The organism is Streptomyces sp. NPDC127117 (genome assembly GCF_042677325.1).
Lineage (GTDB): Bacteria > Actinomycetota > Actinomycetes > Streptomycetales > Streptomycetaceae > Streptomyces.
This window is the reverse complement of sequence record NZ_JBHXTM010000001.1, coordinates 216,349-241,450: the sequence shown is the minus strand read 5'-3', so window position 1 is coordinate 241,450 and position 25,102 is coordinate 216,349. Positions and strand designations below refer to the sequence as shown.

The window sequence follows — 25,102 nt, the reverse complement described above, 5'->3', positions numbered from 1 at the left end:
GTCGAGGAGCGTGGCCAGCTCCTCGACCGCGGCCTCCGCGCCGTCGCCCTCGGCAGTCAGTACCACTGATTCGCCGTGCTGGGCGCCGAGGGCCAGTACGGAGAGCAGGCTCCGGGCATCGACCGCGCTCCGACCGTCGCGGCCGATCGTGACCTTCACCGGCTGTTGGGTGGCTGCCTCGACGAACAACGAGGAGGGGCGGGCGTGAAGACCGCGGCGGGAACCGACGGCCACGGTGCGCTGAGGCATGGGGAACTCTCCTGTGCGTGGATGGGGAGGGAGCGGGGACGGGGAAGTGGGGAAGTGGATACGGCGAAATCCGTGGGATGGTGGCGGAGCAGAGGGATCTGGGATTCCGTCAGGCCGTGACGGAGATCTCGGGCGTCTCGGGCGTCGGGGCGGGCGCCTCCGTATTCCTGCCCATGCTCTTGAGCAGGACGACCAGGGTGGTCGCAACCGCCGTACCGGCGGCGACGGCCAGCAGAGCGCGGATGAGGGCACGGGTGCGTGGCAGTCATGACGCCGGCTCCGATACGCGGCAGTCATGACGTGGGCTCCGTCAGGGGACGGTCCAGAGGGATTTCGGTGCTCGTGGCGACCGCCGACAGATCGAGATCGGCGGGCGTCGGCATGACGCTGCCCGAGAGATCGCCGAACCGGGCGAAGTGCTCCTGGCCGAACTCGGTGGAGTCGGCCAGGAGAACGACCCGCCGGGCGGCCGAGATCATGGCCCGCTTGACTGCGGCCTCGGCCAGGTCCGGCGTGGTCGGACCGCCCATCGGCGAGAAACCGTTGGTGGCGAGGAAGACGACGTCGGCATTGATCTCACGGTAGGCGTTCAGCGCCCAGGCATCGACCGCGGCGCGGGTTCGGGGCCGGACCCGGCCGCCGACGAGATGGAGCGCGATGCCGGGGCGGTCGGCGAGTCGGGCGGCCACCGGAAGCGCATGGGCGACCACGGTGAGGTGCGCGTCGAGCGGAGTGGCCGCTGCCGGCCGCGCGGCCGTACTGCCCGCGTCGATGATCACGCTGCCGTCGGTGGGGAGCTCATCGATCGCGGCCGTCGCGATGCGCTCCTTCTCGTCGATGGCGACGGCGTCGCGCTCGGCGAGATCGGGCTCGAAGTCGAGCCGCGCGGCCGGGATCGCACCGCCTTGGACACGGCACAGCAGTCCGGCCCGGTCAAGGCTCTTCAGGTCACGCCGCACGGTCTCGGCTGTGACCTGGAATTCCTCTGCCAGGGACAGCACGTCGACCCGGCCTGTCTCACGGGCGAGGCGGAGGATCGCTTGCTGCCCCTCCGGTGCATACATGTTGTTTTGGATCCGTTCCATGCCCGAGTGTGTGGTTTGGCTGGCCGGCTACGCCCGTGAATCGGGGATGCAAACAGAATCGGGCATCTACGGGCCTGAACGAACACATGGCGCCGGGGCCGGGATCGTCGTTGCAGGGGCAGTGTGGTGATGCACCGCACTGCCCCTGCCCCGGATCCGGACCTGGTTCGCCATGTCGGTCCCCCTTTGTAGGGTGCGGTGCATGAGTGATGTGTATGAGCTGGCGATGTCGGTCGATCTGCGGGACGAACTCTCCGAGCCGGAGTTGGCCGAACTGCGCTGGCACCTGGGAATCGGGCCGCAGCCGGAGCGTCTGTCCGTCGTGACCGAGTTCCCGATCGTGGTGGAGGACGAGGCGGGGGAGCCGGTCATCGAGGACGAGCCCCGCCCGCTGCTGGCCGGCAATGGCGCGGCCTGGCGCATCGGTGGTGCGCTCGGCTCGGCACTGGTCGACCGCACGGCCCTGCCGCAGAAGGGGTGGTCGCTGACCTCCCGGCAGGAGATCCACCCCGATGATTTCGACAAGGTCGGCGAACTGCTCTGCTGGCTGGCGGAGCGCGTCCACGACACCCATCGGCAGGTGGACGATGTCGTCCCGATCGGCTACTTGAGGTTCCACGAATCCTTGATGCCGGAAGTGATCGAGGTCGCGAACGGGCGGATCACGTGGCCGGCATAGTGGCGGCTTCTGCCTGCCGACGTCACACTGGGGATCGGAACCGCTGCTCACGAACGCCGGCCCCGGGGTCGGTCGTACGTCCACTGCTCGCCGATGGCGCAAATATGTAGCCGAGCGTTGCAGGTCCGGCATAGCGTCGGCCGCATGGCTGACGAGAGCTTCATTCATCCCCGGCTCGCCACGATCCATGACGTGCTCGAATCCGATCGGAGTGATCTCGCCCCGTACATCCGCCTGGCCGAGCGGCTGGGGGCGCGCCGGGTCCTGGACATCGGCTGTGGGACAGGCGTGTTGGCCCTGCTGCTGGCCGATCGAGGGGTCGAGGTCGTCGGCGTGGATCCGGCCACGGCGTCCATCGATGTGGCCCGGGGCAAGCCGGGCAGCGAACGGGTGCGCTGGATCCACGGTGATGCGGGGGCACTGCCGCCTCTGCAGGTGGACCTCGTGACCATGACGGCGAACGTGGCCCAGGCCATCGTTGACCCGCAGGTGTGGCGGACGACTCTGCGGGTGGCGTACGAAGCATTGCGCCCCGGCGGCACCCTGGTGTTCGAGACACGGGATCCGGCCCGGCGCGCCTGGGAGGAGTGGAACCGCGGGGCCTCGTACCGCGTGACGGAGGTCCCGGGGGCCGGCGGAGTCGAGAGCTGGGTCGAACTGCTGGAAGTGCGCGGGCCGTTGGTGTCCTTCCGCTGGACCTTCGTGTTCGCTGCGGACGGGCAGGTACTCACATCGGATTCGACCCTGCGTTTCCGTGAGCGGCGGGAGACCGAGGCGGATCTGGTCGCCCATGGCTTCTTGGTGGACGACGTTCGCGACGCTCCTGACCGCCCGGGCCGCGAGTTCGTCTTCCTCGCCCGGCGCCCGGAGACCTCTCACTGACCACCCGCATCCGCACTACGTACCCGGGTACTGCGATAGCGGACCGGTGACCGCTCCCCGGGCAGACCGCACGGGCGGTGTGATCCGCGCTGCTCAAATCTCGCCGCAGTGCTCATTCCGGGTACGGCGGTTGTCGGGCCCCGGGCCACGGATGATAGGCAGGGCGCCTCTGATCGATACGGGGGAGGACGACGCCCGATGAGGACGATGCGCCGAAGCGCGCTGTACGCGGCGCTGCCACTGGTTCTGCTGCTCGCGGCCGGCTACGGCTGGTACCGGATGAGCGACACCGGCAAGCGGTGGCGGTACGAGGACCGGCTCGCCACATACTGCGAGGGTCTGCTTCCGGCCGCCGAATCGGCAGCACTGACCTTGTACTCCATTGATCCCGGACTGCCGGGGGACCGCACGGGCGGTGCGGATGACAACCGCTGGGACGAGTGTGGCGTGGCGGACACCCGGCTGCTGGTCGCCCTGATCCCGCACGACGCCGTCCGCAACCGCCACATCGCCGGTGAGCCGCTCTCGATGCTGCGCGATGGGAGTTCCGACCATCTGCCCGTTGCCGTAGGCGGTGGCTGGCAGGGGTACACCGACTTCCGCGACACCGGCGTGGTGCTCAACTGCACCAACCGGCCCGCCTCTCTCGTGGTGACCGTGAGCGCCGACGAGTCGCACGAGAACGCCGAGGAGACCCGGCGGATCGCCCGACTTGCCACAGCCACCGCCGAGCGGGCCGCCGAACGGTGGTCGTGCGACGCCCCGCGCGGCTCCCGCGTGCCGCCCATCCCCGTACAGCCCGACAGCCCCGCGCCCGGGAACACCGCGGGCACCTGCGCGGGGGTACCCGTCCAGGGCGACGACTCCGTCGACTGGCACCGTGAGACCAGCGCCCCGGGCACCGCGCTCCTGGAGAGCTGTGCACTCGGCGAGACCAAGGCGCGGGACGAGGAACTCTACTGGTTCGGCGCCGCGTTCGGACCGTACGCGCAGCGCCTGCGGACCTCCGACGACGATGACCCCGGCGGCTACCACGGCGACGCGGGCACCGACCACCACAGCGCCTGGGCGAGTGCCGCCTGTGGCAAGGGTCCGCGAGCCCTCTTCACCGTCAACGACACGGAGTACGCGGCCCCGCCGCGCGGCTACCTCGCCACCGCCCTGCGTGCCTTTGCCGAACGTGCGGCGAAGCGCCATGGATGCACGGACCTGAAGCTGCCCTCCTGAGGTACGCAGTGACGGCCGGCGGTTCGTGACCCCGGCGAGCTCCGGATGCCCGCCCGGCTTCCCCTGCCCGGGCTTCCTGCCCGGAGGTTGACCAGATTTGGCCGTAGCATGTCAAGAATCATGGTGATGTGCCTTGTTGCTTCAAGGTCGTCGTGCCTCAATGAGGAAGGCAATTTCGACTGACGGTTCGTCAGGGAATTGCTGCATTCCGGCGCGGCTCCCCGATTCGACGCGTCGGCAATCCCCCCACATGAAGGGCAATCACCATGAGGCACGGCATACGGCGACTCGCCTTCTGTTCCGCTCTGGCCGCAGGCGCACTCGCAATGGCACCCACGGCCGACGCGGTCACCCCCACCACCGCGACCATCTCCTTCGACTGCGGCGCCTACGGTTCGGGCAGCGCGACCCTCACCGCCACCCAGAGCGGCACGGCCGCGACCATCGACCTCTCCACGTCCGCCATCACGGCGCCGATCAGCGTCGGAGCCAACTCGGTCAAGTCAACGCTCACGCTCACCAACAACGGCTCGGGAGCGGTCACGTTCACCGGCAACTCCAACCCCGCGATACCGGCCGGAAGCCCTGTGTCGACCGGTCCGCTCAAGGGGACCGTGGCCGCGGGCGACAGCCTGGCGGCCACGTCCCTCAAGGTCGTGGTCTTCGGCATCACCGCGACCTGCAACGCTACATCGGCTCAGTCGCCCGGACCGTTCGTGTTCTGAGCGGCCTCTGCACGCTGATCGTAGCCTCGGCCGAGGTCGAGGCTACGATCAGCGGCACGGCGCCACGCACCATGCGACCTTCGAACTGCTCGGCCGGCTCCTGGGACTTCTGCTCGCCGCAGTCAGCATCGACCTGGTTCTCGACGGCCTGGTGGAACTCGGCGCCGGGATCAGCGGGCGCGGCCACTGAAGGGCCTCACGGGCGCGCTGCCTCGGGGGAGTGGGCCGACGTGCCCCGTGGGATCCACGCAACACACCCCCGAGCCGCCCACCCCGCCCGGCCCGCCAAGTCACGCCGCGGCGCGGGAGCAGGCGTCCTTGGCCTCCTGTCCCTCCACCTTCGGCTCCGGCGCCACGTCACGGTGGATCGGCGTTCCCGATCCGGTCAGCGGAACACCCGTCCCGCCGCGCCGTGCCGCGACGATCTCCGCCGCGATCGACAGCGCGGTCTCCTCGGGGGTGCGGGCTCCGAGGTCGAGGCCGATCGGGGAATGCAGGCGGGCCAACTCCTGCTTCGTTGAGCCGGCTTCGAGCAGGCGGCGAGTGCGGTCCTCATGAGTGCGGCGCGAGCCCATCGCGCCGACGAACGCGACCGGCAGCCGCAGGGCCGTCTCCAGGAGGGGAACATCGAACTTGGCGTCATGGGTGAGCACGCACAGGACGGTTCGTGCGTCGGTCGCGGTACGCCGGAGGTATCGGTGCGGCCAGTCGACCACCAGATCGTCGGCCTCCGGGAAGCGGAGGCGAGTGGCGAAGACCGGCCGGGCGTCGCACACGGTCACGTGATAGCCGAGGAACTTGCCCGCCCGGACCAACGCCGTCGCGAAGTCCACCGCGCCGAACACGATCATCCGGGGCGGCGGCACCCTCGACTCCACGAACAGCGTCACGCCGCCCGGACAGCTCGACCCGTCCTCCGCGATGTCGACGGTGCCGGTGCGGCCGATGTCAAGCATCGCGCGAGCCTCCGCCGCTGCCGTGCCGTCCAGTTCCGGTGGTCCGCCGAGGCTGCCCTCGTACGATCCGTCCGGGCGGACGAGCAGAGCCCGGCCGAGCAGCTCCACCGGGCCCCGGGCCACCCGGGCGAGCGCAGCAGACTCTCCCCGGCCCGCAGCTGACACCCCCGCCCGGAACACCGGTGCGTCCGTGCGCACCGGCGTGACCAGAATGTCGATGACGCCGCCACAGGTGAGCCCCACCGCGAAGGCGTCCTCGTCGTCGTAGCCGAAGCGTTCGCGTACCGTCCGCCCGTCCTGAAGCGCCCGGACACACAGGTCGTACACCGCGCCTTCCACGCAACCGCCGGAAACGGAGCCGATGACGGTGCCGTCACCGTCGACGGCCAGGGCGGCGCCGGGACCGCGCGGTGCGCTGCCGCTCACGGCCACGACGGTGGCGACGGCGAAGTCCCGGCCCTCCTCGAACCACCCCTTCAGCTCCTCGGCGATGTCAAACACCCGGGGCTCCTCCTGCCACCCGGCCACCCCGGCCCTCGCCCTTTCCTCGGCCACCCGGGGCCTCTTCCGCCGCCCGGCGACGGGCCTCGTCCGCCGCACGCAGGACGCGGTCCGGACGGATCGGCAGCTCCCGGTGACGTACGCCGGTGGCATGCCACACCGCGTTCGCGATCGCGGCGGCGACGCCCACGATGCCGATCTCGCCGATGCCCTTGATCGCGATCGGATCGCCCGGGACGGGGTCGTCCACCCAGTCGGCCTCGATGAGGGGCACGTCGGCGTGTGCGGCGAAGTGGTAGCCGGCGAGGTCGGGGCCGACGTGGCCGCCCGAGGCCTGGTCCCTGACCGCCTCCTCGTGGAGCGCCATGGACAGGCCCCAGACCATTCCGCCGATGAACTGGCTGCGCGCGGTGAGCGGGTTGACGATGGTGCCCGCTGCGTAGATGCCGAGCAGCCGCCGTACGCGTACCTCACCGGTGTCCACGTCCACCGCGACCTCGGCGAACTGCGCACCGAAGGAGTGGCGTTCCTTCTGGGAGAGCGCGCCGATTGCCTCCGCCGTGTCCGACCGGGCGGTGATCCCCTCCGGCGGAATGCCGCCCCCCAGGGCCAGACGCTCCCGCAGCTCGTTCGCGGCGATCGTGACAGCCCACGCCCAGGAGCGCGTTCCTGTGGAGCCACCGGCGATCATTGCCGGGCCGAGGTCGCTGTCCGCGATGATCACCCGGACGGAGTCCGGATCCACCCCCAGCGCGTCCGCGGCGACCAGGAGCATCGCGGTCCGTGCCCCGGTCCCGATATCCGCCGCGTTGATCCGTACGGTGAAGGTGCCGTCCGGCTCCGCGGTCACGGCCGCTGTGGAGGGACCGACTCCGGAGGGGTACGTCGCCGCCGCCGTACCCGTCCCGATCAGCCAGCGCCCCTCGCGGCGCAGGCCGGGACGAGGATCACGGTCCGCCCAGCCGAACCTGCGGGCGCCCTCCTCGAAACAGGCGAGCACATTGCGGCTGCTGAACGGCAGCCCGGACACGGGGCCCGTCTCGGGTTCATTGCGCGCGCGGAGCGCGATCGGATCCACGCCGCACTTCTCGGCCAGCTCATCGAGGGCCGATTCGAGGGCGAAGGACCCAGGAGCCTCGCCCGGCGCGCGCATCCACGTCGGGGTGGGCACGTCGAGCCGTACCAGTCGGTGAAGGGTGTGATGCGCGTCGGCGTCGTACAGCACCCGTCCCAGGACGGCGCTCGACTCGACGAACTCATACACGGTCGACGTGAGGCTCTGCGCCTGGTGGTCGAGCGCACGCAACCGGCCGTCGGCGTCGGCACCGAGCCTGATCCGCTGCGCCGTGGGGCTGCGGTAGCCGATGAGGGAGAACATCTGGCGGCGCGTCAGGACAACCCGGACCGGGCGTCGGAGAATGGTCGTGGCCATCACGGCCGCCACTTGATGAGGGCTCAGCCCCTTCGATCCGAAGGCGCCCCCGACATGCTCCGACCGCACCCGCACCGAAGCCGGATCGAGGGAGAAGAGCTGCGCCAGTTCGCTCGCCACCCAGCCACTGCCCTGGTTGGAGTCCACGACTTCGAGCCGGCCGTCGTCCCAGCGGGCCGTGGCGGCATGCGGCTCCATCGGGTTGTGGTGCTCCTCCGGAGTGGTGTACTCCGCGTCCACGACGAAGGCGGACGCGGCGAGTTGAGCCTCCACGTCCCCCTTCGCCGTCTCGGACTGCACCATCGGAGTGCTCTCGGGCACGTAGGTGTCCGGACGGCCGGCATGGAACGCGACATCGTGCGGCTCCACGTCGTACTCGACCACCAGCGCCTCGGCAGCCTCCCTGGCCTGCTCCGAAGTCTCGGCCACCACCAACGCCACCGGCCAGCCCGCGAAGGGTACGCGGTCGTGCTGGAAGATCCCGAGGATCGGGTTCGGCCGCCCCAGCATGCCCAGGTAATCGGTGTCGACGCGCGGTGCGTTTCCGTGGTGCAGCACGGTCAGGACACCGGGCATGGCCAGGACCGGGCCGACCTCCACCGAGCGGATCCGGCCATGCGCCACGGTCGACAACACCAGCCACCCGTGGGCGAGTTCGGCGAAGGGGATCTCTCCGGCGTAGCGGGCCGCCCCGGTGACCTTGTCGCGCCCCTCCACCCGGGTGCGGGCGGAGCCGACGTTTCCGGCCGCGGCGGTGACCCTGGTCGTCGTGGTCATCGGGAGACCTCCTCGGTGAGCTCGGTCAGCACGGCCACGATGAGGTTGCGCATCAGCGTCACCTTGTATCCGTTCTCGGGAAGGGCTTCGGCGGCCGCCAGCTCGGCATCCGCCGCGGCGGCGAACGCCTCCGCGCTCGCCGGCCCGCCGACCAGCACGCGTTCGGCCGCGCGGGCCCGCCACGGCATCGAGGCGACTGCCCCGAGGGCGAGCCGGACTTCGCGTACGGCTCCGTCCTCGACATCGAGCGCGCCGGCGACCGAGCCGATCGCGAAGGCGAACGAGGCGCGCTCGCGCACCTTCCGGTAGCGCGAGCGGGCGGCGACCGGCGCGGGCGGCAGAGTGACGCCGGTGATCAGCGCGCCGGGCGGAAGCACGGTCTCGATGTGCGGCGTGTCGCCCACGGGCGGATAGAACCCGTCGATCGGCAACTCGCCCGGCCCGTCTGCTGTTTCGTACGAGATGACGGCGTCGAAGGCGGCGAGCGCGACCGCCATGTCCGAGGGATGGGTGGCGATGCAGTGCTCGGACGCGCCGAGGATCGCGTGGTTGTGGTGCTCGCCGTCGACAGCGGGGCAGCCACTGCCGGGTGAACGCTTGTTGCACGGGCTGCTGATATCGGTGAAGTAGCCGCAACGGGTCCGCTGGAGCAGATTCCCTCCGACCGTGGCCATATTGCGCAGCTGCCCCGAGGCGCCTGCCAGCACGGCCTGCGCCAACGCCGGGTAGTGACGCCGTACGTCGGGATGGGCCGCGAGGTCGCTGTTGGTGACGGTCGCCCCGATGCGCAGCCCGCCGTCCCGATCGAACTCGACGCCGTCCAGAGGCAGTTCACGTACGTCGACCAGGAGCGCGGGCCGTTCCACACCGGTCTTCATCAGATCGACGAGGTTGGTGCCACCGCCGAGGAAGCGGGCGTCGGGGTCGGAACCGATCAGAGCGACCGCTCCGGAGACATCGAAGGCCCGTTCGTAGCCGAATTCCCTCACGCCACTGCCTCCTTGCCCTGGACCTCGGCCGCCGTCGCCACGGCCTGCACGATCGACACATAGGCGCCGCAGCGGCACAGATTGCCGCTCATCCGCTCGCGGATCTCCTCGGCACTGAGCGTGGGCACCCCCGCCTCCGGCCGCACATCGTCGGTCACCGCGCTCGGCCAGCCCGCCGCGTGTTCCTCGATCACCGCGATGGCCGAACAGATCTGCCCGGGGGTGCAGTATCCACACTGATAACCGTCGAGGTCGAGAAAGGCCTGCTGCACCGGATGAAGCCGCTCGCCATCGGCCACGCCCTCGATGGTGGTGATCGCGCGCCCCTCGGCCGCGACCGCGAGCTGGAGACAGGAAACCGCCCGGCGCCCATCGAGCAGCACCGTGCAGGCACCGCATTGGCCCTGGTCACAGCCCTTCTTGGAGCCGGTCAGATCAAGATGCTCACGCAGGGCGTCGAGCAGGGTGGTGCGGTGGTCGACGGGCAGTGTGTACTTCTCGCCATTGATGTTCAGGGTGATGGCACTGGACGTCGATGGAGTCATGATCAGCCTTCTTTCGCATTGCTGATGCGCGTCGAACGAGACGATCCCGGTGGACATTACGGGAGGGAGAGGGCGATGAGAGCGAATGAACCGTTGACGGTGGGCGCAGCTCAGCCGCACCGGCCGGATCTGCCGCTAAGGTGGGTCCAAGCGGACAGTTGTCCACTTGTCGTCGAACCTAGCGGACAGCTGTCCGCTCAGCAAGGCCGGACTCGGCTGCCCTTTCCGCGAGGAGGAAGAATGCGGGACGAGGTACGGGGCGAGACGCGCGACGAGAAGGGCGTGCCCCTGCGCCCGGACGCGCAACGGAACCGTGAGCGCATCCTGGAAGTCGCACTGGCCGAGCTGACGCGGGCGGCGGACGCCCCGTTGAGCACCATCGCGAAGAAGGCGGGCGTCGGACAGGGGACCTTCTACCGAAACTTCCCCAACCGCGAGGCTCTCGTCCTGGAGGTCTACCGCTTCGAGATGCAGCAGGTCGCGGACACCGCGGCCCAACTGCTCAGCACCCGCGCACCTGACCGGGCCCTGAGGGAGTGGATGGACCGGCTGGCCCAGTACGCCATGGCCAAGGCCGGCCTGGCCGACGCGTTGCGCAAGTCCACCAGCAACTTCGGCAGCAGCCTGGCCGAACTGGGGCACGGCCCGGTGACCAGGGCCGTCACACTGCTGCTGACCGCGAACGAGCAGGCCGGCACCATCCGCCCGGGCGTGACCCCAGACGACTTCGTGCTCGCCATCGCCGGGCTCTGGCAGATCGACCCGCACAGCGACTGGCAGCCACGCGCGACGCGTCTCCTCGACCTCGTGATGGACGGGCTGAGGGCGGGAGCCCCTGGAGCCGGTGCCTCCGGAGGGGGAGACCCCGGTGTGGGAAACCTCGGTGCGGACGGACTCGCGACGGATGAGTCGGAAGCGGGCGGATCAGGACCGGTGGCCCGAGGGGCGGACTGACTTCTCCCCGGGAAGCTGTCTCGTCCTGTTCATTCGTTCGTTCCGATTCTGTCTGTTCTTCCAGTGCTCCGAACGTTCGCGAGGGTTCAGGCTGGAAGCATGCCTTTTGCCGATGAAGTGGCCCCGGTGGCCGTGCTGGAGTATCAACCGCAATGGCCGGTGGACTTCGAGCGGCTGGCCGGGGAGTTGTACAGGGCTCTGGGAAGCGAGGCGCGCGCGATCGACCACATCGGATCCACATCGGTGCCGGGTCTGGCGGCCAAGGACTGTGTGGACATCCAGGTGCGCGTCGCCGCGATCCGAGAAGCCCGGCAGGTCGGACTCCTCGCCGCGATCGGCTTCCGTTGCCGGCCCGAGCCGTGGAACCGAGCCGAGGTTTCGGGCGGACAGGAGTGCCGCAAGTTGGTGTTCGCCCCGCCGGTGGGTGCACGGCGATGCAACGTACACCTGCGCCGGGAAGGCGACCCGAACTGCCGTTACGCGCTCCTGTTCCGCGACTACCTGCGTGCCGACGAGGCTGCCCGACAGCAGTGGGGCGCGTTCAAACGTCGGCTGGCCCTCAGCGTGCCGGACCTGCTGGACAACGGGCAGATCAAGGCCCCGGCCACCGAGATCCTGATGAGCGCGGCCGAACGCTGGGCAGTGGCAACGGGCTGGCAGTTGCCGCCGGGGCGCCCCGCACCGCGCACGTCGCCCGCGATATGAGCAGACGGATATGAGCAGACACAGGTCTCCGGCAAGGCGAGCAGACGTCGACGGTGCCCAAGCCGGTAGTGGGAGAAGAGGAGGGCGGCACCGATCCGGCTCAGTGCTCGGCCGGTGCGGGTGCGGGGATGATCGAGGTACCTGAGACGTTCGCGAGGAGCACGATCGAGCGCGAGGGCGAGCCCGGAGCGGCTTGGCTCGCCGAACTGCCCCGGATCGTGGAAGAGTTGTCGGGACGCTGGAATTGTGTGCCGGACGGCGAGGTCATGCACGGGGACGTCGGGATCATCGTTCCGGTGTTGCGGACGTCAGTGGGAGTGGCCGTGATGAAAGTGTCCTTCCCACACCCCGGCAACGTCCACGAGCCGGACGCCTTCGAGGCCTGGGGCGGGCGCGGAGCCGTCCTGTTGCACGAGCGCGACGACGAGCACTTCGCGATGGTGCTGGAGCGAGCCCGATCGTCGACCCTGGCGGAACTCGAAGACGGCGACGAGGTGGTGAGGGTCGCGGGGCGGATCAGCCATCAGCTGGCCATTCCCGCACCCCCTGGACTGCCCAGGCTCCAGGAGCGGGCAGATGCCTGGGTGTCCCAACTTCGCCAGGACGCACGGGAGCTGACGCACACGCTGCCCCGGTACGTCGTGGACGCGGCCGTGGCGACCGCCCAGGAGCTGGGCCACGACCAGCCGGACAGCCTCATCCACGGCGACCTGCACGCTCGCAACATCCTGCGCGCCGACCGTGAGCCGTGGCTGGCCGTCGACCCCAAGGGGCATGCGGGAGATCCCGCGTACGACGGCGGCACGCTGCTCAAGTCGCAGGCACTGACGCTCATCGAGGCGAGCGACCTGCGGAAGGCGCTGTTCCGTGCCCTGCACGTCTTCGCCGAGGCGGCCGAAGTCGATCGTGAACGCGCCCGACGTTGGGCTCAGTTCCATGCCGTCCAGGCGTCGTTCTGGGACCGACGCCACGGATTTCGTGGAGCGCGGACAGGGTCACGATTGGATTGGCCCACACAATTTGTCGATTCCCTGGCCGAGTTGCTAGTCGACCGCGTATAGCCGGGGCCGGCGGACCTGAGAACGCGAACCCGTCTTCCGGGCCAGCGGGGTGGTGTGCCGGGGCCGCGCCGGGCCATCCACTCGGCCCTGACACCTTGCGCGGCTGCCATGATCTTGTCTCATGGACGAGACGATCGAGATTCTGAGGCGGGAGCTCAACGCCGAGGTCGGCCTGCGCGGAGCATGCCCGACCCCCTGGGCACGACGGCCGCGCGAAGCCGAGTATCGCGGGCGGCGGCGGCTTCGTCGGACCTGCGCCGCAGCCCGCGATCCGGGCGGTGGAACGGCAGTGAATCAGGCCGCGCTGTTGCGCAGCTCTGCCAGGGCGTCCGTGGTGAGGGGTCGAGGTGTGCTGTCCGGTTCGACGAGAACGACGGTGCAGGTGGCGGCATGGGTGAGCGCGGTGGTGAAGCTGCCGTCGGCGAACTGCATGATGGGCCCACGCGGCGAGTGCCCGATGGCGACCGTGCGGGCGTGTACGTCCGCGGCGTGCCGGGCGAGGGCGCGGCCCGCGGCGGCGTGGTCGCCGACACTGGTGAGGATCTGGCCGGTGGCGGCGATGCCGTGGGCGGTGAGCCGGTCGAGATGGGCGGTCACGGCGGCGCGCGCCTGGTCGGCGGTCTCGGTGTCGACGGCCTGTTCCTCGATCACGGCGGTCTGCTGGACGTGGACGACCTCCAGTGGACTGCCGGTGTCGCGAGCCACCCGGGCCGCAGCGTCCACTATGGCGGAGGCCCGGTCATGGGCACCTACGGCGACGATGACGGGAGGCGCATCGGCCCTGGCGCCGGGGCTGCCTACGGGGGTGAGCGACGGCGCGACCGGTTCGCTGTCGCCGGTGTTCGCTTCGGCCTTGCGCAGCAGGCCGTGGCCGCTGGCCAGAACGGGGATGGCGAGGAGGAAGGTGGCGGCGCCGAGATAGAACGGGACGCTCAGGTCGGTGGCGTCGGCGAGCTTGCCGGCGACGAAGGGGGCCAGGCCGCCGCCGATGAAGCGCAGGAAGCCGTAGGCGGAGGAGGCGACAGGACGCTCGACGGGGGAGACGAGCATGACGGCTTGGGTGGTGAGGGTGTTGTTGATCCCGATGAAGGCGCCGCTGACGATGACGGCCACGATCACCACGGTCGGTGTGCTGACGCCGGCCGCGATGACCGCCATCACGATGCCGAGGCCCAACAGGTTGGCGTACAGCACCGGAGCGGTGCCGTACCGTGCCTGAAGCCGCGGGGCTACGAACACACTGAAGGCGGCCACCAGAAGACCCCACCCGGTGAAGACCAGGCCGAGTTCATGGGCGCTCAGTTCCATGGGGTACGGGGCGTAGCCCAGCATGGTGAAGAAGCCCCAGTTGTACAGCAGCGCCATGATGCCCATGGTCAGCAGGCCGCGGTGACGCAGAGCCTTGAGCGGTGCGATCGGTGATACCACACGCTTCGGCTTGGGCAGCGAGGGTACGAAGGCGAGCGTGGCGACCAGTGCGACGGCCATCAGGACGGCAACACCGAAGAACGGGCCGCGCCAACTGATGCCGCCCAACTCGCCGCCCAGCAGCGGGCCGACGGCGATGCCGAGGCCGAGCGCCGTCTCGTAGAGGATGATCGCGCCCCCGAACCCGCCGCTGGCGGAGGCGACGATGACGGCGAGAGAGGTCGCGATGAACAGCGCGTTGCCCAGGCCCCAGCCGGCACGGAAGCCGACGATGCCGTTGATGGAGTTGGTGGTGCCGGCCAGCGCGGCGAAGACCACGATGACCGCCAGGCCTATGACGAGCGTGCGTTTGGCGCCGAGGTGGCTGGAGACCCAGCCGACGAACAGCATGGCGACGGCGGTGACGATCAGATAGCTGCTGAACAGCAGGGACACCTGGCTGGGCGAGGCGTGCAGGCTCTTGCCGAGAGCGGGCAGGATCGGGTCGACCAGGCCGATGCCCATGAACGAGATCACGCAGGCGAACGCCACGGCCCAGACGGCCTTGGGCTGCCGGAACGGACTGGCGGCCTTTCCATGCGGTGCACTCATGTGCGTTTCTCTCCAAGCATTGAGAAGAGGCGACGGGGGAGAGCGGACAGGTTCTGCGGACCGGGCGAGACCCGAGTCAGGAGCAGTCCTGACCGGCCTGACGGTCCTGGATGGCGCGGGCCAGGGCGGGCAGGGCGACTTTCACCGCTTGCTGCTCCGGCTCGCTCAGCTCCTCGACCAGCGACTGGAGGGCGTCCGTGCGCTCCGCGCGACGTTGCCGGAAGACCTCCAGGCCGGTGTCCGTGGCTTCCACCAGCACGGCCCGGCCGTCGTGGGGATCGGCGACACGGCGCACGAGTCCGGCGCGCTCCATGCGGGTGATGAGCTGGGTCATGTTCGGCTGCGAGGCACCTTCGGCGCGCGCGAGTTCCGTCAGACGGTGTGGTCCCTCACGGCCCAGACGGCCCAGAGCGGAGGAGGCAGCCGTGCTCAGGCCTCCGGCGACGGCGCTCTGACGCACATGGCGGACCATCCGCTCCACGGCGATCATCAGCGTCTCGGCCGACACCTCGGGAGCCAGGTCCATAACCCGCTTATCCATAAGCTCATTATGCATATGCGTGTAGCGCGAATCAATATCGATCCCGACGAGGTTGGTAACTTTGGTTGCGCACCCACTCCTTGGTAACTATAGTTTTCCGCATGATGCCGCCTGAGATCACTACCGCGGAAGAGGCAGCCCTCGACAAGGCTCTTCTGGACGCTCTCAACCCGCTCGCCTCGGCCATGCGTGCCCGGGTGACCGGCCTTCCCGAGGAACGCATGTGGGAAGCCGACCCCGTCGATGTGACGCTCTCTGTCCTCACCACCTGGAAGGTGGTGGACGCGGAGGTCAAGCGGTTGACGGCAATCGCGGCAAGGACCGCCGGCTCCTACGGAGCGAGCTACGAGCAACTGGGCGCTGCTTGGGGGATCACGCGGCAGGGTGCTCGCAAGAAGTGGCCCGAAGCCATCGACAGGCCGTCCTCGGCGGCGAAGTCCGGTTTCGTCGAACTGTGCGGTGGCAGCGCCGAATTGTCCAGGGATCCGTCTTCGGGCGGCTGGCGGTGGGCCGGCCAGGGAGCCGACGGAACACGCGGTGAGGCCGACAGCGCCTCGCACTACGCGACGAAGGAAGAGGCCGCCGCCCACGCGGGTGCCTTTCTGAAGGAGCACGCCACCGACGGACGGTAGGCGCAGCAGTCGCTCACGAGGGGCTGCGACGGGAAGCGGTCGACGCGCCGGTCACCACTGACCGATCACTCCACCGCCGGGGTCGACGCCGCGAGGACACACGCCCGGCGCGTGAAATCCCCACCGACGACGTCTCGCCGACGCGCCACACGCACATGCGCCACAAGCCGTGCACCGGGATGCCAGGGCGAGTTGCGGAATCGCTGGTCCCGAGCGCGGGCGCCGAGTTGTCAGTGGTGTGGTGCATGATCGGCATGTTGGCTTTTCGAGGAGATGGGGCACGATGCCGATCACGAACCAGCGGGTGGCTGAGCACGCCTTTCTGCGGCCGCTGTATGCGGACACCTACTTTCCGGACCACGTCCTCGACAAGGGCACGGCGATCCTGCTGAATCTGTGCGAGCGGATAGAGGCAGAGCAGCCGGCGGACCTGCCGGCGCTGTACGTGCTCACGAAGGCGGCGACGGAGCAGTTCAATTCGCTGGAGGCCGAGTTCGAGGCCGCAGGCAGCGAGATCGAGACCGTCGCCCGGGAGGAGATATGCGAGGACTTCTGGTTCGTGGCGACGGCGTACGGTTTCTCGGACGCGGATGCCGAGGAGTTGATCGCCGCCAGGGAGTGGTGAGCGGCATGTGATGAACGGAAGGCCGGGGGCCTCGTCGATCCACGGCGGGCACCACCGCTGGAGCCGGGACTCCACCGGTTCCAGTCCCAGCCAGGGCGCTTGTGCGGTCGCGGTCGCCCGACCCGGCGCTGGTCCCGACGGCTGACGCGACCGTCGGGATCCGGCACCCTCCGACTCTCAACGCTGAACGGTGTCAAGCGCGGCGAGACCGCTGCGGACAGCGGCAGATGCCTCGTCGAGCTGCTCTCGCCGATGAACGCGCCAGTCGGAGCCGATGCGAAACGGATCGCCGATGAAGCGGGGGATGACGTGGAGGTGCACATGGAAAACCTCCTGGAACGCCGCCTGGCCATCCGCAAGAAGCAGGTTGACCCCCTCACACCGCAGCCCTGATCGTCGCAACGCCCGCCCGAGCCGGTGCGCCACCTTCCAGACCTGGACGCCGTCGTCCTCCGGGAGATCTTCCAGCCCCACCGCGTGCGTCTTGGGAACGACCAACAGGTGACCGGGGTTGACGGGCCGGAGATCCATGAAGGCGATCACCGATTCGTCCTCATGAACGATGCTGGCATCCGCCCGGCCGCGAACTATCGCGCAGAAGATGCATTCGTAGCCTGCCATGAGCTGCCCCTCACGCTCCAAGTCCCTTGTGGCGTCCACCACATCAGATGACTCGAACGAGCGCGAACGAGTTCGTACGCATCTGCCGGCAGATATTGTCATGTTCCACGTTGAGAGGGGATCTGATCATGGCAGAAGGTGCCGTTGCGCCTCGGGTGGTGGCAGCGGAGCGTGTCGCCGCCGAGATGGGGTTCAAGAAGAGTTGCATCCCTGAAGTGGGCAGGCTGCTCAAACTGGCCGCTGCCGCGAAACCCGACGGAGTAATCGCGGAGAGTGGCACCGGCTCCGGAGTCGGCACGGCCTGGCTGCACAGCGGCCTCGGTCCCGGTGCACGTCTGGTCACCGTGGAGCGTGACGAGGAACTGGCCCGCCGAGCGGCCGGCATCTTCGCGGACGACAAGCGCGTCAGCGTGCTCATGGGGGACTGGCAGCTGCTTGAGCAGCACGCCCCGTTCGACGTCTTCTTCTGCGACGGCGGCGGAAAGCGGGACGATCCGCAGCGGGTCGTCGAACTGCTCACTCCCGGCGGCCTCATCATCATGGACGACTTCACCCCCTCGCCCCATTGGCCTCCTCGCTTCGAGGGTGAAGTGGATGAACTCCGCACGTTCTACCTCACGCATCCGGACCTGGATGCCACCGAGGTACTCACAACACCGGCCAGTTCAGTGGTTATCGGGGCACGCCGCCCCTAGCCGACAGCCAACGTCGTACGCGCACACTCTCACCGGACCCCGGGCCGGACCAGGTGCCATCACCCAGGCCCCTGTTCGGTCCCGCCCAGCTGCTCGGTGGAGTGGGAGCGTCGGTGGGCCGAGACCCGTTCGCGGGTTGCGCATCGGCGGGAGCAGTAGCGGCGTTCCGGGCCACTGCCCTGCGTGATGAAGACGTTCCGGCAGCTGCGTGATGAGCAGATCCTGCCGGGCGGACGTTGGTGTTCCCAGACGAGCACGGCCAGGGCCATGCACGACGAGGCGAGGAGCCACTCGTCCCAGGGGGCATCGTCGTCCTGGTCGAGATGGGGGTGCCAGGGAGAGCTGCCGCCGTGAGAAGTCAGGCGGAATGGGCCGGTGTGTTCCGCCAGAAGGCGATTGAGGTGGCCGGCCGCACCGTCTGCAGTCTCGGCGGCGAGGACCTCCCGCAGCAGGACTGCGGCCGCACGCATCCCGTCGACATCGCAAGCGGTGAGCTCGGTGTCGTCTGCTTCACCGTATGCGCGGAGCACGACGGCGACTTCACTCGGATCGGGACGGTCGGCATCGAGAGCATTGATCAGATCGGCGGTTCGCCGAGCCATGGCCAATACGGAGTGCCTGGTGGACCAGTCGTCGATGTTTGGGGACACATGCGCAATGTAACGCATATTGCAGAGGTTTGAGTTACCTACGTAACGTCCAGCTCATGGGAACGCGTTACGCACTTCGTGTCCATCTCGTCGGAGCAGTGGCGGCTCGCGCCGGGGACGAGATGTCAGGACCGGCGTTGATGCTGGCCGGTTTCGCGCTGACCGGATCCACTACCGACGCGTCGTCGCTGCTCGCGGGCATCACGATCTCCGCCGCGGTAGGAGGGCCACTGCTCGGGACGCTCATCGACAGAGCCCAGCGACCGGGCAGCCTGCTCGCCGGAGCGCTTGTCCTGTACGCGGCCGGCCTGGGGGCGACCCTCGTGGGACTCGGGCGTCTGCCGTTCGCCGTCACCATCCTGATCGCAGTCCTGACGGGACTGCTGGCGCCGGCGCTGTCGGGCGGATGGACAGCCCAACTGCCCCGGGTCGTAGCGGATGGCGGCCTGCCCCGGGCGAACGTGCTCGATGCCATGACGTTCAGTGTGGCGAGCCTGGCCGGTCCGGCCCTCGCCGGTGGAGTGGCGGAGGCGCTGGGGGCGCCGACGGCAGTGGTGGTCTCCGCGGGGCTCATCGGCTTGGCGCTACCCGCTGCGTTGATACTCCCCGCCCGTCCCGTACGGGCACATGGTCTTCGGCAGACCTCGGTGGTCAGCGACCTCGCGGCCGGAATACGGGTCATCGTCAGGAGGCCGCCACTGGCCCGGGCGACTCTCACCTCGGTCGTCTCCTGCGTTGCGCAGGGCATGCTGACGGCCTGCATGGTGTTCGTCGGCGAGCATGTCCTGGGCGGAGCCGGTCGCGGCGCGATGTTGCTCTCCTGCGCGGCGGTCTCTTCGCTCATCGCCAACGCCGTACTGGCGAGGTTTCCGCACTCGCTCGCCCCGGACACCGTCATCTGGGCCGGTGCCCTGGTCCAGGCCGCCGCGATGGCCCTGGCCATCCCGGAGCAACCAGTGCTGCTGATCATGGCCCTTCTGATGCTCGGGGTCGGCGAAGGACCCCAACTGGCCGCATTGTTCGCAGTCCGCCACCGGGAGGCCCCGGAGCACCTGCGCGGCCAGATCTTCACCACCGGCGCCAGCTTGAAGATCACCGGATTCGCCCTCGGAGTCGCGGTCGCCGGGCCGGTCGCCACCTGGTCCCTGCGCGGCGCCATGGCCCTCGCAGCGAGTGTGGCGGCCTTCGCGGCGCTGGCCTTCTTCGCGCGATCGGGCAGGCCTACGGACGGCGCCCCCAAGCGGAGACCATGGGAGCGGTCGCAAGGTCGAGGCGTCCGGTGGCGACGTTCGCCAGGTGGCGGTCGATCTCTTCGTCGGTGGCAAGCCCTTCCGCCACCAGACGGCTGCGGATCTGCCGCACGGTCGCGGCCTCAAGGACGGAACAGGCCGGCGAAGTGATCGGGAAATACGCGTCGGCCTGAACGTCCTCAAGACCCGCCTCACGCAGCAGTCTGGGGAGCGTCCGCCCGTACGCGAGGTCCGCTCCGCGTGCCGCCATCAAATCGCGGAAGCCGGATCGCAGCCGGTTCGCAAGCCGCTGTTCGGGACCGGACTCATCCGGACACAGCAACGGCTGCAATCCCGGGTCGGCATCTTCCAGGAGCAGCCGGCCGCCGGGCCGCAGAGCCCGGACCATCCGACGCAACGCCTCGGCACGATCGGCGACATGTACCAGGACCAGTCGGGCGTGGACGAGGTCGAAGCCACCGGGCGGCGGCGGGTCGGCCGCCACGTCGTGCCGCAGAACCTCGATCACGCCACCGCCGACCTCCCGGGTCCACGACACATCGATGTCGGTGGCGACCACCGCACCCTTCGGGCCGACCCGCTCGGCCAGCCCGAGGGGGACGGACGGAGAGCCGGCACCGACCTCCCAGCACCGCATGCCGGCGGCGATCCCGAGCTGGTCGACGTGCCGGAACGTCACCGGGTCGAACAACTCGCTGAGGGCACCGAAGCGGATACCTGCCTCCGATTGCCGATTGTCCAGCAGGTAGCCCTGATCCGCGTTGTGTTCAGCCATGTGGCGATTCTGGCAGAAACAGCAGTCGGACCCCGGCCACCGAACCGTCCTGTCGGCCGACCCTGCGGGCCGATCAACATCGCATTCCGGCTCTGTCGCGGGTCGGTGCGGCGCCGGCATCGGCTCCAGCCGAGTCGCATACGCCCTTGTGGAAGGGGCGGGCCTTCTCGCATCGACCTGCTGGCGGTGCCCCTCGCCGCAGTGCTCAGGACACTCCCCCCGACCTGACCCAGCTGCACTCCTCTGGAGCGTACGTTCGTACGCTCCAGAGGTGTACGATCGTACGCATGCCGACGGACCACTTCGCGCAGGACCCCCGCACCAACCTCGAACGCATGCTGGCGGGCGACCTCTACATTGCCGACGACCCCGAGATCGCCGGCCGTCAACAGCAAGCCGTACGCCTGTCCGCCCGCTACCAGGCCACCTACACCGAAGACGCGGAAGCGGCCCAGCCCCTCCTTGCCGAACTCCTCGGCTCGGTAGGGGACGAGGTTCACGTGCGGCCGCCCCTGTACGTGGACTACGGGAGCAACATCGCCATCGGGGCGCGCACCTTCGTCAACTACAACTTGACCGCACTGGATGTCGCGGCCATCACCATCGGCGAGGACTGCCAGATCGGCCCCAACGTCCAGCTGCTCACCCCGACGCATCCCCTGGAGCCGCAGCCGCGTCGTGACAAGCTGGAAGCCGCGAAGCCGATCACCATCGGCGACAACGTATGGATCGGTGGAGGCGCGATCGTGCTCCCCGGGGTGACCATCGGGGACAACTCCGTCATCGGCGCCGGTGCCGTCGTCACCAAGGACATCCCCGCGGACGTCGTAGCAGTCGGCAACCCCGCCCGCCCTGTCCGCAGCCTCTGAGGCCACGACGACCATGGCTACCGGACACACCGATCCGCAGCGCCGCGAACGCATCCTCACGGCCACGCTCGACCTCATCGCGGAGGAAGGCACCGCCGGTGTCTCCCACCGGAAGATCGCGGCGCGTGCGGACGTTCCGCTGGGCTCGATGACTTACCACTTCAGCGGGATCGACGAGGTACTCCGGGAGGCCTTCCGCCACTTCACCGAACACATCGTCGCGTTGTTCGACACGCACCTCGCCGCACCGGCCGACCGCGACCAGGCCCGAGAAGCCGTGGCCGACCTCATCCACGTCCTGTCCGACGGAAGCCGACGAGACCTCATCCTCACCCAGGAGCTCTACACCCTCGCCGCCCGCCGGCCCTCCTATCGGGAACTCACCCACGAGTGGATGGCCCGCAGCCGCAGCCACCTGGAGAGGCACTTCGACCCGGACACGGCCCGCCAACTCGACGCCCTCATCGAGGGGCTGACCCTCCACCGCGCCCTGGCCACGGAACCCCACGACCGCGTGCTGACCCTCGACGCCGTCATGCGCATCACCGGGCCCTCCGGTTCCGGCGCAACCACATAGCCGCCCGTGCGGCACACACCTGACCGCTGTGCCGCACGGGCACCACTTGGATGCTACGACTCGCACACCACCCGCGCTCTGCTGAGCGACCGCGGACTCCACAACCGCATCGCGCAAAAAGGCGAGAAGGCGCCGATCCAGGCCAGCCAGCATTGGCACGTCGAGCGCAGGCACGCCTGGCAGAACGCCTTTCACCGACTGGCCCGCTGCTACGAACGCCGCGCGACTTCTTGATCAGATCCTGCCCGGTTCCGGCAGGAGCGGCCTGAGTCGCCGTCACCGCGTCCGTCGCGAGGCACACATCTCTCGCGCGACTCGCCGACCGGCGTGGTCGGGGGAGTTCTACCGCCTCGGTAGTCCGGCGAGTCCCAGCGTCACAGTTCCGGCGACGACCGAGGGCAGCCGCCTCAGGGGTGATCATTTTGGTCCAGGTGGTGTCCCTGCCGGCTCTGCGGACGTCACGGTGCACAGCTGGGAGGAGCGGTGGAAGCGAACCGCCGCGATCTGCTTGTCTGAGGCCACATGCTGCGACGTGACCGTGCGGCGGGACTCGCCTTGGACTGACGCCGTGCCGGGTATCCGTGCCAGAACGAAGCAGACCAGCCGCGCAACCCGGTCCTCGGCGATCCGCGCAGAGCTGGTCGACTGTAGCGTCCGTGTGCCGCCTTTGCGGCGAGCGGAGGCCCGCTATCCAGGGAACGGGGAGATTGCCTCTTCGCCGGCCAGCGCGTTGAGTCGTCCGGCCGCGTAGTCGTCGAGAAAGAAGAGTGTCATGGCCTGGCCGTTGTGCCGGACGTGGAAGCGCCGGTCTCCGTGTTCCAGCTCGTCGATGAGGTAGCCGACCACCATCAGGTCGGCCCAGTCGTCCCTGACTTCGACGGGCCAGTTGACGCGGCGGCCGTCGGCCGTGTACTCGATCCACGCCTCCTCCGCGCCGAGGTCGACGTGGTCCCGCAGGTCGGACAGGCCGTCCGGCAGGCCGGAGATCCGGCACAGCTGCCTGGCGATCGCCACGTATGAACCCTGGCCGCGGACGCACTCGGTGTCGAAGTGCCATGCCCGGTCGCAGAACCACCGCTCCCACGGCTCGTCCTCGACCGCGCAGCCCAGCGCGAACAACACCAGGTCGAACGGCTTGCGCTCGTACGCCTCCCGCGGCCACGAGTACAGCAACTCGTCCACGGTCCGGCCGGCCGCGAGCGGCATCCCCAGTTCCGCCAGTTTGTCCAGCTGCTCTTCAAGACGCATGCTCGGGATCGTAACCACCACCTCGGACTCGCACACCCCCGCTCCGTCCGCCCATATGCGAGGCCTCTAACATCATGTGGCGTTTCGCCGTCGGACGCCGATGCCTGCCTGGCCGCGTCCGTCGCCCAACGCCGACGACATCCGCCGCACAGCGGTGGAGTCGGGTATCCAGCAATCGAGGAGAGGAACGTTCATGCGTGCTCGGAGCATCGGCGCGGCCGCCGCGACAGCATTGGCGCTGGTGGCCGCCCGCGACCTCGTCCAGAAGAAGCACGCGCTGCTCAGAAACTTCCCCGTGGTCGGGCACGCCAGGTACCTGTTGGAAACGATCGGGCCGGAGCTGCGGCAGTACGTCGTGACGTCCAACGAGGAGGAGCGCCCGTTCAGCCGTGACCAGCGCACCTGGATCTACGCGTCGGCGAAGGAGGAGAACAACTACTTCGGGTTCGGCACCGACGTGGACGTCGAGCACGTGCAAGGGCATGCGTATGTGAAACAGCGGACCTTCGCCGGTACGCTGCCCGATCTGCACGACCCGCAGGCCCCGCTGCCCTCGGCCAAGGTGCTGGGCGGTCCGCGCGGGCGTGCCAAGGCGTTCCGGCCGGCGAGCGTCGTGAACATCTCGGCGATGAGTTTCGGATCGCTGTCCGGCGCGGCCATCACGGCGCTCAACAAGGGTGCGGCGCTGGCCGGCGCGATGCAGAACACGGGCGAGGGCGGCCTCTCGCCGTACCACCGCAACGGCGGTGACCTCGTCCTCCAGATCGGAACGTCGTACTTCGGCTGCCGCAACGAGGACGGCACCTTCAACCTCGACAAGCTCAAGGACGTGGTCGCCGGCGCCCCGGTCAAGGCGATAGAGATCAAGCTCTCCCAGGGCGCCAAGCCGGGGCTCGGTGGGATGCTGCCGGGCGCGAAGGTGACCCCCGAGATTGCCGAGATCCGCGGCATTGCGGTGGGCAAGGACTGCGCATCTCCCTCTCGGCACACCGCGTTCCACGACGTCGACTCGATGCTCGACTTCGTGGAGCTGCTGGCTGCCGAGACCGGTCTGCCGGTCGGGATCAAGAGCGCTGTGGGTGAGATGAGCTTCTGGCAGGAGCTGGCCACGCTGATGGCCCGGGGTGATCGCGGGGTCGATTTCGTGACCATCGACGGAGGCGAGGGCGGCACCGGGGCGGCTCCCCTGATCTTCACCGACTCGGTTTCGCTGCCGTTCCGGATGGGCTTCTCCCGCGTCTACAGCACGTTCGCCGAGCGAGGTCTGGCCGACGACCTCACCTTCATAGGCTCCGGCAAACTCGGCCTGCCCGAGAACGCTGTCGTTGCTTTCGCTCTGGGTGTCGACATGATCAACGTCGCTCGCGAGGCAATGCTGTCCATCGGTTGCATCCAGGCGCAGAAATGCCACACCGACAAGTGCCCCACCGGCATTGCCACCCAGAACCCGTGGCTGGTACGCGGCGTCGACGCGCCCTCGAAGGCCACCCGGGCCGCCGTCTACCTGCGCACCCTGCGTAAGGAACTGCTGAAGGTCTCGGGAGCTGTCGGCGTCGCCCACCCGGCACTCATCACCACCACCGACATCGAGATCATGAACGGCGACTATGACGCCCGCACTCTGGCGAGTGTCTACGGCTACAAGGACGGCTGGGGTGAACTCGGCCCGGAACTCGCCCAGGAGATCACCGCGCTGCTCACCACCCGACCTGACTCTCTCCAGAAGCCTGCCGACTGACGCGTGACATGCGACGCGTGCCGAGTTGCCGGTTCCTGATCTGCGAGGTCGGGCGGTACGCGGCGGCGGTCAGCCGCATCGACTGCGAGCCAAGG

The 25,102-nt window shown here is 69.0% G+C and carries 24 protein-coding genes and 3 pseudogenes; 15 read left to right on the top strand and 12 right to left on the bottom strand.

The window, feature by feature from the left end; genetic code table 11:
* Positions 1 to 249: HPr family phosphocarrier protein (locus tag ACFVH0_RS01175; protein WP_385817343.1), on the bottom strand; the 249-nt coding region annotated here is incomplete at its 3' end.
* A 293-nt stretch (positions 250 to 542) separates the two neighbouring features.
* Positions 543 to 1,313, bottom strand: coding sequence for a DeoR/GlpR family DNA-binding transcription regulator (locus tag ACFVH0_RS01170; protein WP_385817503.1), 771 nt, complete (start codon positions 1,311 to 1,313; stop codon positions 543 to 545).
* Between the two features lie 223 nt (positions 1,314 to 1,536).
* Between ACFVH0_RS01170 and ACFVH0_RS01165 the strand changes: the two genes are divergently transcribed.
* From ACFVH0_RS01165 to ACFVH0_RS01150, 4 genes are all read left to right on the top strand, one after another.
* Entirely contained in the window at positions 1,537 to 2,013 is a 477-nt protein-coding gene (locus ACFVH0_RS01165) for a hypothetical protein (protein WP_385817342.1), read from the top strand.
* Between the two features lie 144 nt (positions 2,014 to 2,157).
* Positions 2,158 to 2,895, top strand: a complete 738-nt coding sequence (locus ACFVH0_RS01160) for a class I SAM-dependent methyltransferase (RefSeq protein ID WP_385817341.1) — start codon at positions 2,158 to 2,160, stop codon at positions 2,893 to 2,895.
* 198 nt (positions 2,896 to 3,093) lie between these two features.
* On the top strand, positions 3,094 to 4,122 hold the full coding sequence (locus tag ACFVH0_RS01155) for a hypothetical protein (protein ID WP_385817340.1): 1,029 nt from the start codon (positions 3,094 to 3,096) through the stop codon (positions 4,120 to 4,122).
* Between the two features lie 266 nt (positions 4,123 to 4,388).
* Positions 4,389 to 4,847: a hypothetical protein gene (locus ACFVH0_RS01150; RefSeq protein WP_385817339.1), complete on the top strand. Its 459-nt coding sequence runs from the start codon at positions 4,389 to 4,391 to the stop codon at positions 4,845 to 4,847.
* A 290-nt stretch (positions 4,848 to 5,137) separates the two neighbouring features.
* Here the strand turns inward: ACFVH0_RS01150 and ACFVH0_RS01145 are convergent, their stop codons facing one another.
* From ACFVH0_RS01145 to ACFVH0_RS01130, 4 genes are read right to left on the bottom strand one after another with little or no spacing between them, the layout of a single operon-like run.
* Positions 5,138 to 6,304 (bottom strand): XdhC family protein, encoded by a 1,167-nt coding sequence (locus tag ACFVH0_RS01145; RefSeq protein ID WP_385817338.1) that lies wholly within the window; start codon positions 6,302 to 6,304, stop codon positions 5,138 to 5,140.
* Complete coding sequence (locus ACFVH0_RS01140) at positions 6,297 to 8,513, bottom strand: xanthine dehydrogenase family protein molybdopterin-binding subunit (protein ID WP_385817337.1); 2,217 nt, start codon at positions 8,511 to 8,513, stop codon at positions 6,297 to 6,299. The genes ACFVH0_RS01145 and ACFVH0_RS01140 overlap by 8 nt, the downstream gene beginning before the upstream one ends.
* Positions 8,510 to 9,502 (bottom strand): FAD binding domain-containing protein, encoded by a 993-nt coding sequence (locus ACFVH0_RS01135; protein WP_385817336.1) that lies wholly within the window; start codon positions 9,500 to 9,502, stop codon positions 8,510 to 8,512. Before ACFVH0_RS01135 ends, ACFVH0_RS01140 begins: the two co-directional genes overlap by 4 nt.
* Positions 9,499 to 10,047 (bottom strand): (2Fe-2S)-binding protein, encoded by a 549-nt coding sequence (locus ACFVH0_RS01130; protein WP_385817502.1) that lies wholly within the window; start codon positions 10,045 to 10,047, stop codon positions 9,499 to 9,501. The genes ACFVH0_RS01135 and ACFVH0_RS01130 overlap by 4 nt, the downstream gene beginning before the upstream one ends.
* 240 nt (positions 10,048 to 10,287) lie before the next feature.
* Here ACFVH0_RS01130 and ACFVH0_RS01125 point away from each other — a divergent pair.
* From ACFVH0_RS01125 to ACFVH0_RS01115, 3 genes and pseudogenes are all read left to right on the top strand, one after another.
* Positions 10,288 to 10,887 (top strand): annotated as a pseudogene (locus ACFVH0_RS01125) (TetR/AcrR family transcriptional regulator); the annotation flags it as partial.
* 213 nt (positions 10,888 to 11,100) lie between these two features.
* The gene (locus ACFVH0_RS01120) at positions 11,101 to 11,706 is read left to right on the top strand and encodes a GrpB family protein (protein ID WP_385817335.1); all 606 of its coding nucleotides are present in this window, start codon (positions 11,101 to 11,103) and stop codon (positions 11,704 to 11,706) included.
* 128 nt (positions 11,707 to 11,834) lie between these two features.
* Entirely contained in the window at positions 11,835 to 12,767 is a 933-nt protein-coding gene (locus ACFVH0_RS01115) for an aminoglycoside phosphotransferase family protein (protein WP_385817334.1), read from the top strand.
* A gap of 294 nt (positions 12,768 to 13,061) precedes the next feature.
* Here ACFVH0_RS01115 and ACFVH0_RS01110 read toward each other — a convergent pair whose 3' ends face one another.
* Together ACFVH0_RS01110 and ACFVH0_RS01105 are read right to left on the bottom strand one after the other, a co-directional pair.
* Positions 13,062 to 14,786: an MFS transporter gene (locus ACFVH0_RS01110; RefSeq protein ID WP_385817333.1), complete on the bottom strand. Its 1,725-nt coding sequence runs from the start codon at positions 14,784 to 14,786 to the stop codon at positions 13,062 to 13,064.
* Positions 14,787 to 14,862: 76 nt separating this feature from the next.
* Positions 14,863 to 15,327, bottom strand: coding sequence for a MarR family winged helix-turn-helix transcriptional regulator (locus tag ACFVH0_RS01105; RefSeq protein ID WP_385817332.1), 465 nt, complete (start codon positions 15,325 to 15,327; stop codon positions 14,863 to 14,865).
* A gap of 101 nt (positions 15,328 to 15,428) precedes the next feature.
* Between ACFVH0_RS01105 and ACFVH0_RS01100 the strand changes: the two genes are divergently transcribed.
* Positions 15,429 to 15,959, top strand: a complete 531-nt coding sequence (locus ACFVH0_RS01100) for a hypothetical protein (RefSeq protein ID WP_385817331.1) — start codon at positions 15,429 to 15,431, stop codon at positions 15,957 to 15,959.
* Between the two features lie 283 nt (positions 15,960 to 16,242).
* Positions 16,243 to 16,584: a DUF5713 family protein gene (locus ACFVH0_RS01095; RefSeq protein ID WP_385817330.1), complete on the top strand. Its 342-nt coding sequence runs from the start codon at positions 16,243 to 16,245 to the stop codon at positions 16,582 to 16,584.
* Positions 16,585 to 16,761: 177 nt separating this feature from the next.
* Here the strand turns inward: ACFVH0_RS01095 and ACFVH0_RS01090 are convergent, their stop codons facing one another.
* Positions 16,762 to 17,205 carry an HIT family protein gene (locus tag ACFVH0_RS01090; protein WP_385817329.1) on the bottom strand — a complete coding sequence of 148 codons (444 nt, stop codon included), beginning with the start codon at positions 17,203 to 17,205 and terminating at the stop codon, positions 16,762 to 16,764.
* A gap of 128 nt (positions 17,206 to 17,333) precedes the next feature.
* On the opposite strand from ACFVH0_RS01090, the gene ACFVH0_RS01085 reads away from it, so the two are divergent.
* Positions 17,334 to 17,900 (top strand): O-methyltransferase, encoded by a 567-nt coding sequence (locus tag ACFVH0_RS01085; RefSeq protein ID WP_385817328.1) that lies wholly within the window; start codon positions 17,334 to 17,336, stop codon positions 17,898 to 17,900.
* 59 nt (positions 17,901 to 17,959) lie between these two features.
* Here ACFVH0_RS01085 and ACFVH0_RS01080 read toward each other — a convergent pair whose 3' ends face one another.
* The gene (locus tag ACFVH0_RS01080) at positions 17,960 to 18,568 is read right to left on the bottom strand and encodes a CGNR zinc finger domain-containing protein (RefSeq protein WP_385817327.1); all 609 of its coding nucleotides are present in this window, start codon (positions 18,566 to 18,568) and stop codon (positions 17,960 to 17,962) included.
* A gap of 38 nt (positions 18,569 to 18,606) precedes the next feature.
* On the opposite strand from ACFVH0_RS01080, the pseudogene ACFVH0_RS01075 reads away from it, so the two are divergent.
* A pseudogene (locus ACFVH0_RS01075) lies at positions 18,607 to 19,749 on the top strand (MFS transporter); the annotation flags it as partial.
* A gap of 22 nt (positions 19,750 to 19,771) precedes the next feature.
* Here the strand turns inward: ACFVH0_RS01075 and ACFVH0_RS01070 are convergent.
* Positions 19,772 to 20,575 (bottom strand): methyltransferase domain-containing protein, encoded by an 804-nt coding sequence (locus ACFVH0_RS01070; RefSeq protein WP_385817501.1) that lies wholly within the window; start codon positions 20,573 to 20,575, stop codon positions 19,772 to 19,774.
* Positions 20,576 to 20,862: 287 nt separating this feature from the next.
* Between ACFVH0_RS01070 and ACFVH0_RS01065 the strand changes: the two genes are divergently transcribed.
* From ACFVH0_RS01065 to ACFVH0_RS01055, 3 genes and pseudogenes are all read left to right on the top strand, one after another.
* On the top strand, positions 20,863 to 21,444 hold the full coding sequence (locus tag ACFVH0_RS01065; protein WP_385817326.1) for a sugar O-acetyltransferase: 582 nt from the start codon (positions 20,863 to 20,865) through the stop codon (positions 21,442 to 21,444).
* Positions 21,445 to 21,457: 13 nt separating this feature from the next.
* Positions 21,458 to 22,021 (top strand): TetR/AcrR family transcriptional regulator, encoded by a 564-nt coding sequence (locus ACFVH0_RS01060; RefSeq protein WP_385817324.1) that lies wholly within the window; start codon positions 21,458 to 21,460, stop codon positions 22,019 to 22,021.
* A gap of 54 nt (positions 22,022 to 22,075) precedes the next feature.
* A pseudogene (locus tag ACFVH0_RS01055) lies at positions 22,076 to 22,243 on the top strand (IS5/IS1182 family transposase); the annotation flags it as partial.
* 465 nt (positions 22,244 to 22,708) lie between these two features.
* Here ACFVH0_RS01055 and ACFVH0_RS01050 read toward each other — a convergent pair.
* Positions 22,709 to 23,269, bottom strand: coding sequence for a hypothetical protein (locus ACFVH0_RS01050; protein WP_385817323.1), 561 nt, complete (start codon positions 23,267 to 23,269; stop codon positions 22,709 to 22,711).
* Between the two features lie 193 nt (positions 23,270 to 23,462).
* On the opposite strand from ACFVH0_RS01050, the gene ACFVH0_RS01045 reads away from it, so the two are divergent.
* Entirely contained in the window at positions 23,463 to 25,007 is a 1,545-nt protein-coding gene (locus tag ACFVH0_RS01045; RefSeq protein ID WP_385817322.1) for an FMN-binding glutamate synthase family protein, read from the top strand.
* Positions 25,008 to 25,102: the final 95 nt, after the last annotated feature.